Origin of the sequence: Chryseobacterium pennipullorum, assembly GCF_003384725.1 — a bacterium.
In the GTDB taxonomy this organism is placed as follows: Bacteria; Bacteroidota; Bacteroidia; order Flavobacteriales; family Weeksellaceae; genus Chryseobacterium; species Chryseobacterium pennipullorum.
The window spans coordinates 30,852-45,283 of the sequence record NZ_QNVV01000010.1 but is presented as its reverse complement, the minus strand read 5'-3'; the positions used below and the strand labels follow the sequence as shown (position 1 = coordinate 45,283).

Below are 14,432 nucleotides of genomic sequence, written 5' to 3'. Positions count from 1 at the left end.
TACTGCTTACTGCTTATACTGTTGTCAATCTCAGCGTATTCGTTTTCCCACCTTCATAGGATGGCGTTGCATTGATATTGATAACGAAATCACCTGTTTCTATATATCCATAATTATGCGTCAGCATATTTACCTGAATAATGGTTTCGTCTGTAGATTTTTTCATATCATAATAATAGGCGTGAACACCCCAAAGAAGGTTCAGCATAGCAATAACTCTTCGGTTACCACTATATACGATGATATGAGAGTTGGGTCTGTGAGCTGCCAGCTGAAAAGCTGTATACCCTGAATGGGTAAGGGTCACGATAGCCGAAACGTTAGTTGTTTTAGCGATTCTTACCGCGGCAAGACATACCCTGTTCGTAATGAACCTTTCGTCGATACAGTTATAATCTTTTTCGATAGGTTCGTTCTTATGTTGATAAAAATGTGTAGTCTCAATATTTTTTACAATTTTTGCCATGTTTTCCACAACCTGTACAGGATATCTCCCTACAGAGGTTTCTCCGGAAAGCATTACCGCATCCGCACCGTCCAGTACAGAGTTGGCAACATCATTTACTTCGGCCCTTGTAGGCGTTAAGCTGTTGATCATGGTCTCCATCATTTGGGTAGCAATAATGACCGGCTTAGAATAGAACCTTGCTTTTTCTACCAGGTTTTTCTGAATAGCAGGAACTTCTTCCATAGGAACTTCCACTCCAAGGTCACCACGGGCAACCATCAATCCGTCACATTCCAATAGGATTTCATCAATATTTTTCACTCCTTCAGGCTTTTCAATCTTCGCGATGATCGGAGTTTTGAACTTGCCGTTAGGATGGCTGGCAATTAGGTTTTTAAGGTCAATGATGTCCTGTGCATGACGTACGAAAGAAAGAGCGATCCAGTCTACCTCCATATCAAGCATGAAGTTGGCATCCTGAATATCTTTTTCAGTCAGGGCAGGAAGAGAAACCTGTGTATTGGGAAGGTTTACTCCTTTTTTAGAGCTTAGAGGCCCACCTTGGATGGTTTTAGCTTTTACAGTATCCTTTTCATTGGTTTCTGTAACTTCCAGTACCAGCTTACCATCATCAATAAGGATTCTTTCCCCTACTTTTACGTCCTGTGGGAACTGCTGGTACGTCATATACACCTTCGTGGAATCTCCTTCCATCTTTTCGTTGGTGAATGTAAGAATGTCACCAGGGTTCAGATACGATCCTTCCTTTACAACACCTACTCTTAGCTTAGGCCCCTGAAGGTCCCCTAAAATACCTACGGAATAACCATATTCGCTGTTTAGCTCTCTAATTATTTCAATATTTTTTCGAACTAAGTCGTAATCTGCATGTGAAAAATTTATTCTGAAAATATCAACACCCGCTTTCATCAGATCTAACATTACCTCCTTCGATGATGAAGCAGGTCCTAGTGTTGCGATAATTTTTGTCTTCTTTAAATACTTATTCATAATACTGGATAATTTGATAAAGTTCCTCTTCAGAACTCAATGTATAATCTTGAATTGGAAAAACAAGATTTTCAGGGAGCAAAATTACGGAAAAATCAGGAAACTGTTCCGAACTATGCAGAATATATTCCACATCTACCTGATTATTTAATAAAAATTTAATGTTTTCTTCTTCTGTAAAGAGTTCAGTCTGAACTTTTTTTTGCTTACTTTCAGAAGATTTGTTGGAAATGAAGGTAAAACAGGTTTTGGAAAACTTGTGGTAGGCTTCGAACCTTGGAAAAAAATAATCGTAATACCCTCCGTGAAAAACAAGATCTTTCTTTCTGGAAAAACTGAGGTTGTTGGTTTGATTTATTTTATAGAAAAACTCATGAGCAGGTATATCTTTTGCTAATCTTACCAATCCTATGGCAATATCTTCAAATTCTATATCATCAAGATCATAAAGTTTTTGAATTTCCAAGTATATTTTCTTTTTTGTTTAAAATATAAAACGCCCTTTGTGCTGCCTTTTCCTCTGCTTTTTTCTTGGAAGTTTCTGTTGCATTGGCAATCTTTTCTTCTCCCAGCCATACGTGGCACCTGAATACAACAGACTTATTGACCTGTATTTCTTCGCAGGTTTCGTATTTTATATTCACCTTCTTTTTCTGGCTCCATTCAAGCAGGAGACCTTTGTAGCTTACAATTTTATTTTCAAGCTTGTTAATTTCAGAAGGCGTCAGAAGTTTTTCCAGAATGATCCTTTTGCAGGTATCATAATGAAAGTCCAGATAAACGGCACCGATTAAGGCCTCAAATAAATTTCCGGAAATGTTTTCACCTAAAGCTGAGGAGCTGTTCTGCTTTTGCAAAAGGCTGGTAAGCTTAAGGTCTTCTCCTAATTTATTAAGGTTTTTCCTATTAACAATCTTAGATTTCATCTGTGTCAGATACCCTTCATTAGCCTGGGGATAGGTCTGGAACAGATGACAAGAAATAATTGTACCCAAAACAGAATCTCCTAAAAATTCAAGCCGTTCATAATTGCTGTCTTGATTTTTAGAAGAATTTTTTAAAGAAAAGGCTTCCCGGTAAAGCGCAATGTTTTGTACCTCAGTACCCAATACTTTAGTAAGCTCGGTACTAAGAAAATAATCTCTCTCCGTTAATTGTCTTTTTCTTTTTTTGAGAAGGAATTTAGAAAAGTATTTCTGTAACTCCATTCATTGAATTTAGATTTTCTTAAATAGAACGCAAGCATTATGCCCGCCAAATCCAAAAGTATTGCTCATGGCTACTTTTACATCTTTCTTTACAGCAGTGTTAAACGTAAAGTTTAGTCTGCTGTCAATATTTTCATCATCAGTGAAATGGTTAATAGTAGGAGGAACAGTACCATGAATAATTGTTCCCAACGCAGCGATAGCTTCAATTACACCTGCAGCACCCAGAAGGTGACCGGTCATTGATTTTGTAGAATTGATCTGAATATCGTAAGCGTGCTCACCTAATAATTTTGAAATTGCGTTGGATTCTGCAATATCTCCTAATGGAGTAGAGGTACCATGCATGTTGATATGGTCTACTTCATCAGCAGTTAAGCCTGCATCTTCCAGGCAGCTTTTCATTACCAGATAAGCGCCAAGGCCTTCAGGATGTGGAGCCGTCATATGATGTGCATCAGCACTCAGACCTCCTCCTTTCAATTCTGCATAAATTGTTGCACCACGTTTTACCGCGTGCTCGTACTCCTCAAGAATGATACATCCAGCACCTTCCCCCAGTACAAATCCATCTCTGTCTTTGTCAAAAGGTCTCGAAGCCGTTTTAGGATCATCATTTCTTGTAGAAAGTGCCATCATTGCATTGAATCCACCAACACCACTTGCTGTAACGGCTGCTTCTGAGCCCCCACATACAATCACGTCTGCTTTTCCAAGCTGGATAAGCATTTTGGAATCAATTAAAGCGTTTGCTGAAGAGGCACACGCAGATACAGTAGTATAATTTGGTCCGTGGAAACCGTACTCGATAGAGATGTGTCCCGGAGTGATATCCGCAATCATTTTAGGGATAAAGAATGGGTTGAACCTCGGAATTTCCGTATTGGCCCATCCAAGCACTTCAGTTTCAAAAGTCTCTAAACCTCCGATTCCGGAACCCCAAATTACGCCGACTCTGTTTTTATCCACCTGGTCTTCCATAATTCGGGAATGTGTTACCGCTTCTCTGGCGGCAACAAGTCCCAATTGGGTATTTCGGTCCATTTTTTTTGCTTCTTTCTTATCGAAATGCTGTAATGGATCGAAATTTTTCACTTCGCAAGCGAACTTTGTCTTAAAGTTTGTGGCATCAAAAAGAGTAATCGGAGCGGCACCGCTCTCACCTTTTACAAGATTTTCCCAGTATTCAGTTGCATTATTTCCAATGGGTGTTATTGCTCCAAATCCTGTTACAACTACTCTTTTTAATTCCATAAACTTTGTTTAATTTCTTTTTTGTTGAAGAATATTATTTATTTACTACTTCCTCGATATAAGCGATAGCGTGACCTACAGTAGTAATTTTTTCAGCTTGATCATCAGGGATTTGAATGTTGAATTCCTTTTCAAATTCCATGATTAATTCAACTGTATCTAATGAATCAGCTCCCAAATCGTTAGTGAAGCTAGCTTCAGGAGTCACTTCTGTTTCTTCAACGTCAAGCTTATCAGCGATGATAGCTTTTACTCTTGATGCAATGTCTGACATAGTAAATTATTTTTTTAATTGTTAGATGGTGCAAATATATAAAATTCTTTACGATAAAACATTTTTTTAGTCTTTTTTGTGGACCAGCAGCTTTCATTTTAGCATATGAAGTTTTAGTCTTTTAGTTTTCAGGTGTTTAGATTGATGCAGATCTATGAAGGAGAATTTTTAATGTTCTAAAGATGAATTATTTTCCAGCAGAGATTATCTATGATAGCAGTATCTCTCTTGTATTTCACTGGTGGACAGTAAAAAAGAATGATAATTTTAGCTACATTTGTTGAGTATGAAATTAACACGTTAGCTTTTTCAACAAATAGATCTGATTTCTTAAGGAACGGTAAATAACTGTTCCGTTATTTCTATTGTTATAATCAAAAGCTAAAAAATGAAAAATTTCTTTGAAAGTCCTTTTAAAGGCAAAATCATAAAAGACCATATTCAGAATCCCAATATTATTGCCGGTAAATATTCATATTATTCAGGATATTATCATGGGTATTCATTTGATGATTGTGCCCGGTATCTTATGCCGGATAGAAGTGATGTAGATAAGCTGATTATTGGTTCCTACTGTTCAATAGGAACAGGTGCAAGTTTTATCATGTGCGGCAATCAGGGGCACCGCTACGACTGGATATCCAGTTTTCCTTTTTTTTATATGTCAGAAGTGGAGTGTTTTGGAGAGGCCCTGGATGCTTTTCAGCCCGCGGGTGATACGGTTATTGGTCATGATGTCTGGATAGGGACAGAGGCTATGATCATGCCGGGAATCCGGATCGGGGATGGAGCTGTAATAGGAAGCCGTGCCCTGGTTACCAGGGATGTTGAGCCTTACACCATTGTAGGGGGGAACCCTGCAAAACTCATCAGAAAGAGATTCAGTGAGCGCCATATTGACATGCTGCTGGAGATGAAATGGTGGGAATGGGATGAAACTTTATTGAAGGACGCAGTACAAACGCTGTGTTCTCCGGATATCGATCTGCTCTATGAATGGTTTAAGAAATTAAGATAACTGGAAGGCTTTCCAGTGAGCTTTTTTTGAAAAGCTTGCCTTTGTACGCTTTCGCATTGTTTTTGCTAGATAAGATCAAGATCACCTAAATACCAATATTATGAATAAAGTAATCGGACTTATCGCAGGAAGTTTACGAAAAGAATCTTTCTCTAAAAAAATTGCAAAAGCCTTGGTGCCCATGGCTCCTGAAGGATTTGAATTTAAAATGATTTCCATTGACAATCTGCCAGTGTATAATCAGGATTTTGATGATTATAACCAGGTTCCCGAAAGCTATGTGATATTTAGAAATGAAATTAAAAATATCGATGGTGTAATTTTTATTACCCCTGAACACAACAGATCTGTACCGGCAGCACTAAAAAATGCTTTGGATATTGGATCCAGGCCCGCAGGGAAAAGCGTTTGGGACAAAAACCGGGAGCTGTCTTCAGTAATTCACCAGGTAATCTTTCCGCTTTCGGGGCCAATCACCATCTAAGGCAAAGCTTGGTTTTTCTTAATATTCCTGCCATGCAGCAGCCGGAAGTTTATCTTCCGCATATCAATAAGGTGTGGGATGAAAATGGAAATTTGAATGATGAGGATACCAGGGATTTTCTCCAAAAAGCGGTAAATGCTTATATTGAGTGGTTTACGAAAAACAGCAGTTTGTAATTCCAATATAAAACACTGACATAATAAAAAGCCCTGAAAAGTATACCTTTTAAGGGCATTTTTTCAAGGATCCAGATACTCTTTTCAAGACGGGGTCATCAATTGCTGCTTCAATGATGCCGAAATACTGCAAGTAAGAATCCTTATAAGGAACATCAGCCGGTAATATGATGAGGATCATAAACTAACGTATTACATCTTCATACCTTTGACTTACACACACCACAAAATTTGATACTATGAAACTATTCTTGTCACTAACATTATTTGCTGCCGGCCTTATCATTAGCTGTACGAAACAGCAGCAGCAACAGCCTCAATCTACCAGTACAGGTACCTTCAATACTGGAGACAGCATGGTCTCCGGATCTGCTCAGGTAACCCCGGACTCGGGTGATAATACGCTGCCGATGGATAGCACAGCGTACGATGTAGATTCTATCAAGAACAGCAAATAATCATTTACGGATAACGTTTGCTTACGTTTTCATTTTATGGAAGCGGGTTGATGCTGTTCTTAAGTAAGAAAGCGCATTGATACTGACTATTTCAAAAGCTACTTTTGAACTTTTATTATTTACTAATTCCATATTATTTTTATTATTATGGCAGAACCGTCATTATTTGGTCAGACCGGTATTCAGATTACGTTGGCTTTAATGTTAATCATTATTATAGCAGGTTTGATTATTGTTGTTCTTAAATTCTTATCAATATATTCAAATATCCTTAGGCAAAGAGAATCTTCGGAAATCCGGAAGAAAATAAAAGATCTCAACCCCGAAGAGCTGAATGAATACGAAAAAAGAGAGAAAGAATTAAATTTTGAACAGGAACAAAACCAACTCTCTGGAAATCATTCACCCGCTGATGAAAAAGGGGTCATCAGAAATATCAATTCTGTTGAAGAGTTTAGATTTTTCCCTATTAAGAGGAGAACCTCCTCTTTTCTCAATTATGTGTCACCGGAACTTACAAAGCTTATTCTTTGGTTTTTAGGAACTGCTATACTATGGCTAATAATAGGAACAACTTTTGGTTTGTATGCCGGTATAAAATATGTAGCCCCGGATGTGGAGCATACCAGCTGGCTCAGTTTCGGAAGATTGAGACCTGCTCATACAAATGCTGTATTTTGGGGTTGGGCCTCGCTGGCAATGGTTGGCTTGTCATATTATGTTGTGACCCGAGTGAGTAATGTTGAAAACCATAGCATCCGGCAAGGTTATGTCTCTTTGGTTCTTATCAATGCGGCCGTTTTGGCGGGAACAATTTCTTTATTAGCCGGAATAAATAACGGCGGTGGTGAATACCGTGAATATATCTGGCCTATTATGATCACTTTTGGAATTGGCGTTGCAGTCTCAACACATAATTTGTTTAAGCCTGTTGCTAAAAGGACCGTTAAAGAAATTTATATATCAAACTGGTATATCATTTCCGGATTTATGTTTGTTGTCATTGTTATTTTAGTTGGGTATATTCCGGTCTGGCAGGATGGTGTTGGTGAAACGATCACGCAGGGATATTATATGCATCAGGCCATTGGAATGTGGTTTATGATGATCAACTTGGGGCTGATGTATTATTTTCTTCCGCAACAGCTTAATAAGCCCATTTATTCTTATAGTTTGGGAGCTTTAGCTTTCTGGACCCATATCTTGTTTTACACCTTAATCGGAACCCACCATTTTATTTTCAGTTCCATCCCATGGAGATTACAAACAACTGCTATTATCGCAAGTGTTGGAATGTTGATTCCCGTTGCAGCGGGCACAACAAATTTTCTGCTGACTTTCAACGGGGCCTGGTATCAGCTGAAAACAAGCTACACCCTGCCTTTTTATTTTATGGCCATTATATTTTACTTTACCGGATCATTTCAGGGTACGGTAGAGGCTTTCAGATATACCAATTTACTTTGGCACTTTACAGACTTTACCGTATCTCATTCTCACTTAACGATGTACGGAATTATCACTTTCATGCTATGGGCGTTTTGCTATACATTAATTCCAAGGCTTACAGGAAAAGAGCCTCCAAAATTACTTGTAGGTATTCATTTCTGGCTGGCATTGATCGGATTATTAATTTATGTGATTGCGCTCATGATCGGCGGGACACAAACCGGAATGATGTGGATGAAGAAAAAGCCTTTTATAGATGGTGTTATCAATATGTTTCCGTTTTGGCTCTGGCGCGCGATAGGGGGAACCTTCATGTGGATTTCCCATCTCATTTTTGCTTACAATTTTTATCGGATGATCACAAAAAAACAGGAAATAATTATCCCGCGAACCCCAGCAGAAATATTAGCGGCAAAAAGACAGTTGGGAAATACATAGTTAAACCTAAAAAAAATCAGTTATGATGCTATTAAATGATCATAGAATACTTTTCGGATCAGCACTTGCGCTCTTTCTGTTTCTTACCTTTTATATTGCGATTATTCCGGCTATGGAAAATCAAAAAATTAACAATCCCTTACCACGACAGGCAAAAGTTTTAACTAATGCTGAAAGAGCAGGGAAAATGGTCTATATAGAAAATGGGTGTGTCGCATGCCATACCCAACAGGTAAGAAGTGTGGAAATGGATAATGTTTTCGGCAAAAGACCAAGTATTGCTGCAGATTTTGCAATTAACCGGAGGACAGATTTCTGGAGAAATACTGCCAATCTCATGGGGACACAACGTGCCGGACCGGATCTTACAAGTGTAGGAGAAAGGCAACCTAGTGCAGAATGGCATCTTATACATCTTTTTCAGCCAAGAGCGGCTATAGAGGCATCTATTATGCCTTCTTACGAATTTTTGTTTATAGAAAGAGATTATCTGCAGCCAGGTGATGTGGAAGTGAAAGTACCCCAGAAATTTTTAAAAAATAAAGGGAAAAAAATTGTTGCCACTCAAAAAGCTTTACTGCTTGTTGCGTACTTAAAATCTTTAAAACAGACAGATTATACTGACAAATCGATTGTCCCGGACTTTTTGTATAAACAGGCAAAGAAAGACCAAAGCGGAGCACCAGGCGGAGAGAATCTTCCGAATGGGGGAGAGCTTTTCACAGCGAATTGCGCTTCGTGTCATCAGGCAAACGGAGAAGGTGTTCCAGGAGCATTTCCGCCTTTGAAAGGAAGTCCTGTAGCCACTGGTGGAGATCTTCAGTTGTATGTAACGATTATTATGAAAGGCTATGACCCCAGACCGGAATTTGCTACGATGCCTCCGGTAGGAACCAATGCCAATTTCACCGCAGAAGATGTGACGGCCATCATTAATCATGAAAGAACAAGCTGGGGCAACAATGCGAAAAAGGTGACCTTGGACGAAATAAAAGTTATAATGGAAAAAATTAAATAGATATGAAAATTTCAGAGAAAGTAATAGCATTAGTTCTAATGTTATCTGCAACATATATTTCAGCTTGTGACGCCTGTAAAAGTCAACAGCCGGAAATCACAAAGGAATTGACACACGGAACCGGACCGGAAAGTGACTGGGACTGGTTTATTGTGGGGATTGTTATTTTAATAACATTGCTTGCATTCTTTTATTCAGTTAAATATCTGGTAAAGCCAGGTGAAAAGGATAAAAGCCATATCAAATATACTTTTTTACAGTAAAATGAAACCACATGACTAAGGACAGTAGCAAAATTTTTCTTTTTGTAGATGATGATTCCGTTCCTATTGCGGAGCTCGATACTCCGATTGTCTTTGACCTGGATACGAAGAAATTAACAGATGGAGAGCATATACTGAAGATCGTAAGCCAATCTCCTACCGGGAGAGAGGGAATAAGGAATATCAGTTTTACAGTAGCTAACGGCCCTGCCATCAGAATTGAGGGTTTAAAAAATAAAGATGTTGTAGACGGAACAGTATCACTGATGATCAACGCCTATGACAAGGGAAATCAGAAAAGTTTTATCATCACCGGAAGTGAAACACCACAGACGATTCCTTTCTGGATCTGGATCATTATTATTTTATTTATCGGATGGGCTCTTTATTATGAAGTTACAAGTGCCAATATTCAATAATTGAAATTACATTATAAAGCAGTATCGCCTGGTGATGCAATAATTTTTACTGAGGTGATTGTATTTTGAAATTTTAAGTAACATCAAAAACAAAGTATTATGGTTATCAGCGAAAATTTTTTATACTCAGCATGAGCTGAAATAAAGGAGTACAATCCCGGAGAAGTAATTTTTAAGGAAGGCGGTATACCCTATTATTATCGGGTTGTGAAAGGTAAGGAAAAGCTCAGCAACTTTACAGAAAATGGAAAGGAGTTTGTGCAAAATATTATTTCTGAAGGCCAGAACTTTGTAGACTCATTACTTTTTACAGATAAGACATATCTGATAAATGCCATTACCTTAGAATCCTGCTCTGTTTTGAGGGTGCGTTATGCATGCTTGATATATACCCTCAGCTCTATGCTGCTTTATGCAAAGCATTATCGGACCGTTTGTATTACCAGTATATGTTGTTGCAGAGAAATTTATCACAAGATCTTTCGGACCGTATTATTGGAATGATGAAATATTAATGACAGTACTAACGAAACCTTATAACTGTATGGTTTCGTTTCCCTACCATATGAAAAAGTATAAAATTTTTCCACTTATTCAGACAATTTACTATTTTATTACCACGGTATGGCCACTGGCACACATTGGTAGTTTCATGGCGGTGACCGGAGAGAAAACGGACCTCTGGCTTGTAAAAACTGTGGGTGTTTTACTTTAACCTTATTGTTTTCTTTTAATGTATCTGACTTTTAGTGACAAAAAGGATACAATCATAGTTATATCGGTAATGCTCTGTTTGTTTAGGATTATTAGGAATAGATGTGTACTATTTTTCGCGAAAGTTATCAGATGGGTATATGTTATTGATGGCTTTTTTCAGCTTCTATTTTTTTTCTTACTGGACTTATTTTATGATTCATTTAAGAGATAAATAGAAGATTATCCTTTCTTCTCATTCAGAAAATTATTAATGTGAAATAAAATACTTTGTTCTACTGTAATGAAATGATAGTTCAGCATTCGGACAACTTTATCATTGGATATCCTTTGAAAAGATGTTAAGAATTCTATATTGGGTCTTGTTAGCATTCTTAATCCTGGAAGCGATCCTCTGGAAATAATATTTAAAAGGCGGCCTATGCTTAAAAAAAATTGAGGTAATACCCAGGATTTTCTTTTGCCCAGCATCTTTTTTATCAGGTCTGATAGTTCTTTATATTTTCTGTTTTCTGAAACAATAAGAAACCGTTCGCCGAAGACGTTCTGATCCATTAATTCAACTGCAATTTTCGCTACATCTCTTACATCTACACAGCCGCAGCCGCCAGAAAAGGTATAAGGAGCATTCATAAATATTTTTAAGAGCTCTCCACTGCTCTTCTCCCAGTTGCCACTGCCTATAATCATCCCCGGATTAATGATAATGGTATTTAATCCAGCCGCAGAAGCCAGACATACAGCTTTGTCAGCTTTGTATTTGGAAGCGGCATAGATGGTGTTTTTCTTTCCATCAATAAAAGCTGCATTTTCACCAATCATTTTTTCTTTTTCCGTAGTAAAAATAAGCGAAGAGCTTACGTAAAGGAATTTTTTCACATATAACTGCTTACTTATCTCTAATATATTTTCAGTTCCCTCAATATTGACCTTGTTTACTTCTTCATAGTCTGTCTGGTCATAGCTTACTTTGGCAGCACAATGATAGACTTCTTCTACCCCAAGTATTGCTTCCCTCAATCCTTTTTTATCAAATAAATCCGCATCGATCCATTCTATCTGATTGAAAAGTATGGTGTTTTCGGAAGAATAGTATTCAAATGATTTTCTTACCTCCTTTAAGTTGCTGGAAGGTCTTTTTATAGCACGTACCTTTTTACCCCTATTCAGAAGTTCCAACATGACAACTCTGCCTAGCATCCCCGTAGCGCCTGTAACCAAAACCATTTCATTAAGTGTTGAATTTGTTTTTCCTTTGTTATTCATTGCTCATCCAGGCTGACATATATTCTCTGTTCATCCTTGCAATATTGTCCAGTGATATTCCTTTTGGGCATTCCACTTCGCATGCACCGATTACTGAGCAGTTTCCAAAACCTTCTTCGTCCATTGCTTTTACCATATTCAGTACTCTTCTTTTGGCCTCCATTCTTCCTTGGGGCAATAATGCAAAATGAGAAACCTTGGCTCCTACAAAAAGCATTGCAGCCCCGTTGGGGCAGCATGCAACACAGGCTCCACAGCTTATGCATGCTGCAGCATCCATTGCTTTATCGGCATTTTCTTTTGGGACAAGCATTGCATTGGCATCTATTGTATTTCCTGAAGTGTTTGCCGAGATGAATCCTCCCGAAGCCATAATCCGGTCAAACGCACTCCGGTCGGTAATCAGGTCTTTAATAACAGGAAAGGCAACGCTTCTCCATGGTTCAATGACAATAGTTTGCTCGTTGGTAAACATTCTCATGTGTAACTGACAAGTCGTAATTCCCGTATCTGGACCATGTGCTCTGCCATTGATGTAGAGAGAGCACATTCCACAGATTCCTTCCCTGCAGTCATGGTCAAAGGTGATGGGCTCTTTGTCGGCAGCAATAAGTTGTTCATTTAAAATATCAAGCATTTCCAGAAACGAAGCATCTGTAGAAATATCTGAAACTTTATAAATTTCGAATTTTCCTTTTGAATTCCTGTTTTTTTGTCTCCAGATTTTCAGAGTGAGGTTCAGATTTTTTCTTGCATTCATACTATTGTAATGATTTGGATTTAAGGTGCGAGACCATAGAATATAAATGCTATAGTCTGGGATGTTCTAAGATTCTTTTCCTATGGAAACTCCTTTGAATACGTTTTTACTAAAGTCAATCTTACATTGATCCGTAAGAATGTGGATTTTAAGGTTTTCTGCATAAATCGGGAATCCTTTTTCTACAGTTTCGATATTGGTTTTTCCAAGGTTTTTTGCATTGATAATCCATGCCATGCCTGATCCGATGCAGGTGGCCCTAGTGCCCTCCTCAATCAGTAAAGCGGTGTCTTCCCCCAGACCGATCCCCCAACAATCCTGATGCATAATAACCGCGTGTGCTAATCTTCCAAATCTTGCCCGATGTACAAAATGAGTATCAACAATACAATTATTGAGCAATCCAAGCCCAGAGCCCAATTCTATATCGTGCTCTAAAATGGCCTCACCGTTCAAAGCTTCAAGAATTACGATTTCTGGCATACACATCGCGCCCGCGCTGGTGCCTGCGATCATAAAACCATCTTCATTGTTATACTTCTCGAGAAGTAAATCCGTGAGAACAGATAGTTTCAACTGTTCACAAATGCGGTTTTGGTCACCTCCAGTAAAGAAAACTGTTTTTGCTGCTTCCACTCTTTGCAGATGGTAATCGGTATGAACCTGCTCATCACAGATATCCAGAAAGTCGAAATTTGTATATCCTATTTCGTGGAAAGTTTTGGTGTAAGTTTCCTTTATACTTTCGGGTTCAGAGCTTGCTGTAGTAATCACTTCAATCCGGTCATCCTTTGACTTTGCTAAAAACTTAAGAATTTCGTTAGGTGAGAAGTTGTTATTCTTTTCCTCTATTTCTGGCTTATTACCATTCTTATCCTCTTTACCCCCTATCATTAATAATTGTCCTTTTGGCATCATATCTCTATATTTTATTGTTAAATTATTGAATCGTATTTCTATTAATAAAATTTAAGTTATAGTTAAACTCATTGTCCTTGATCAGTTCGCCGCTGAACAAGTTCAGCATACATCCTTCAGTCAGAATATGCCCTTTAAGATATTTTGCAAACAGGGAATCTCCTTCACGAAATCTCTTATTTTTAACATTTTTCGCATTGACAACAATTATAGAACCATTCCCTATGCAGGAAGCTTTGTATCCCTTTTCTATAATTAATGCTATTCTGCCGGTTATTCCCAGACCTAAACATTCTTGGTGGGAAAGGATTGCTTTTACCAATTCTTTGAATCTTGTTTTATGGTCAAACTGCGTGTCAATAATACAGTTGTTGATAAAGCCGAGCCCAGTATCCGTTCCTGATCCGTTTAAAATATGCCCTGAAATGCACATTGCTCCCGAATTGATCCCAACTATGGTAAAATCTTCTTCTGTCAGGTATTTTTTATTTAAAAGTTTCAGTATCGCCGAATTTTCTAAAATATTGTAAGTTTTCTGCTCATAATCAGCAAAAAAGACGATTTTGGCTTCAAGAATCCTTGAAGTATAGTCCTCTGTATGATGATTTTTGTGTACATGGATAAAGTCAAAATTGTTGTAACCTTCTTTCGATAAGATTTCACAAAAGTATTTTTGGATACTTTCCATTGATTCTGAAGCCGTAATTATTTCAAAACGGTCATCTTTTTTATCCGATAGTAACCGGGAAATTTGTGAGAAAGACTGGTACTGTGGTGATTCTCTTTCATGTTCATCAGCGTTATCACCTCCAATGATAATGAGTCTGCCTTTTGGGATCATAGATGCAATTTAAAA

17 protein-coding genes and 1 pseudogene are annotated in these 14,432 nt (G+C 38.0%); 9 read left to right on the top strand and 9 right to left on the bottom strand.

Translation table 11 applies throughout. The annotated features are described in order from the left end of the window. Positions 1-13: 13 nt before the first annotated feature. From pyk to DRF67_RS12265, 5 genes are read right to left on the bottom strand one after another with little or no spacing between them, the layout of a single operon-like run. Positions 14-1,459, bottom strand: coding sequence for a pyruvate kinase (gene pyk, locus DRF67_RS12285; protein ID WP_115928590.1), 1,446 nt, complete (start codon positions 1,457-1,459; stop codon positions 14-16). Next, positions 1,452-1,925, bottom strand: coding sequence for an IPExxxVDY family protein (locus DRF67_RS12280; protein ID WP_115928589.1), 474 nt, complete (start codon positions 1,923-1,925; stop codon positions 1,452-1,454). The genes pyk and DRF67_RS12280 overlap by 8 nt, the downstream gene beginning before the upstream one ends. Further along, positions 1,903-2,667: a ribonuclease III gene (gene rnc, locus DRF67_RS12275; protein WP_115928588.1), complete on the bottom strand. Its 765-nt coding sequence runs from the start codon at positions 2,665-2,667 to the stop codon at positions 1,903-1,905. The genes DRF67_RS12280 and rnc overlap by 23 nt, the downstream gene beginning before the upstream one ends. A gap of 9 nt (positions 2,668-2,676) precedes the next feature. Further along, positions 2,677-3,921, bottom strand: a complete 1,245-nt coding sequence (gene fabF, locus DRF67_RS12270) for a beta-ketoacyl-ACP synthase II (protein ID WP_115928587.1) — start codon at positions 3,919-3,921, stop codon at positions 2,677-2,679. Positions 3,922-3,955: 34 nt separating this feature from the next. Then, on the bottom strand, positions 3,956-4,195 hold the full coding sequence (locus tag DRF67_RS12265) for an acyl carrier protein (RefSeq protein ID WP_002976354.1): 240 nt from the start codon (positions 4,193-4,195) through the stop codon (positions 3,956-3,958). 388 nt (positions 4,196-4,583) lie between these two features. Between DRF67_RS12265 and catB the strand changes: the two genes are divergently transcribed. From catB to DRF67_RS22015, 9 genes and pseudogenes are all read left to right on the top strand, one after another. Beyond that, positions 4,584-5,213, top strand: coding sequence for a type B chloramphenicol O-acetyltransferase (catB, locus tag DRF67_RS12260; protein ID WP_115928586.1), 630 nt, complete (start codon positions 4,584-4,586; stop codon positions 5,211-5,213). A 100-nt stretch (positions 5,214-5,313) separates the two neighbouring features. Next, positions 5,314-5,702 (top strand): annotated as a pseudogene (locus DRF67_RS12255) (NADPH-dependent FMN reductase); the annotation flags it as partial. 27 nt (positions 5,703-5,729) lie between these two features. Continuing rightward, positions 5,730-5,873, top strand: coding sequence for a hypothetical protein (locus tag DRF67_RS21810; protein WP_228435799.1), 144 nt, complete (start codon positions 5,730-5,732; stop codon positions 5,871-5,873). Positions 5,874-6,112: 239 nt separating this feature from the next. Beyond that, the gene (locus DRF67_RS12250; RefSeq protein ID WP_115928585.1) at positions 6,113-6,331 is read left to right on the top strand and encodes a hypothetical protein; all 219 of its coding nucleotides are present in this window, start codon (positions 6,113-6,115) and stop codon (positions 6,329-6,331) included. A gap of 147 nt (positions 6,332-6,478) precedes the next feature. Next, complete coding sequence (locus tag DRF67_RS12245) at positions 6,479-8,218, top strand: cbb3-type cytochrome c oxidase subunit I (RefSeq protein ID WP_115928584.1); 1,740 nt, start codon at positions 6,479-6,481, stop codon at positions 8,216-8,218. Positions 8,219-8,240: 22 nt separating this feature from the next. Further along, a complete protein-coding gene (locus DRF67_RS12240; protein ID WP_115928583.1) occupies positions 8,241-9,236 on the top strand; it encodes a cbb3-type cytochrome c oxidase subunit II in 996 nt (331 codons plus the stop codon). Between the two features lie 2 nt (positions 9,237-9,238). After that, positions 9,239-9,499, top strand: a complete 261-nt coding sequence (locus tag DRF67_RS12235) for a hypothetical protein (RefSeq protein WP_115928582.1) — start codon at positions 9,239-9,241, stop codon at positions 9,497-9,499. A gap of 11 nt (positions 9,500-9,510) precedes the next feature. Beyond that, a complete protein-coding gene (locus DRF67_RS12230) occupies positions 9,511-9,918 on the top strand; it encodes a cytochrome C (protein ID WP_115928581.1) in 408 nt (135 codons plus the stop codon). 141 nt (positions 9,919-10,059) lie between these two features. After that, positions 10,060-10,422 carry a Crp/Fnr family transcriptional regulator gene (locus tag DRF67_RS22015; protein WP_115928580.1) on the top strand — a complete coding sequence of 121 codons (363 nt, stop codon included), beginning with the start codon at positions 10,060-10,062 and terminating at the stop codon, positions 10,420-10,422. A gap of 432 nt (positions 10,423-10,854) precedes the next feature. On the opposite strand, the gene DRF67_RS12220 is transcribed toward DRF67_RS22015, so the two are convergent. The 4 genes from DRF67_RS12220 to DRF67_RS12205 all read right to left on the bottom strand — a co-directional run bounded on the left by DRF67_RS12220 (position 10,855) and on the right by DRF67_RS12205 (position 14,417). Continuing rightward, positions 10,855-11,898 (bottom strand): NAD-dependent epimerase/dehydratase family protein, encoded by a 1,044-nt coding sequence (locus DRF67_RS12220; RefSeq protein ID WP_228435798.1) that lies wholly within the window; start codon positions 11,896-11,898, stop codon positions 10,855-10,857. Continuing rightward, positions 11,891-12,658, bottom strand: a complete 768-nt coding sequence (locus DRF67_RS12215) for a succinate dehydrogenase/fumarate reductase iron-sulfur subunit (protein WP_115928579.1) — start codon at positions 12,656-12,658, stop codon at positions 11,891-11,893. Before DRF67_RS12215 ends, DRF67_RS12220 begins: the two co-directional genes overlap by 8 nt. Positions 12,659-12,724: 66 nt before the next feature. After that, complete coding sequence (locus tag DRF67_RS12210; RefSeq protein ID WP_115928578.1) at positions 12,725-13,576, bottom strand: cyanophycinase; 852 nt, start codon at positions 13,574-13,576, stop codon at positions 12,725-12,727. A gap of 22 nt (positions 13,577-13,598) precedes the next feature. Continuing rightward, a complete protein-coding gene (locus tag DRF67_RS12205; RefSeq protein WP_115928577.1) occupies positions 13,599-14,417 on the bottom strand; it encodes a cyanophycinase in 819 nt (272 codons plus the stop codon). Positions 14,418-14,432: the final 15 nt, after the last annotated feature.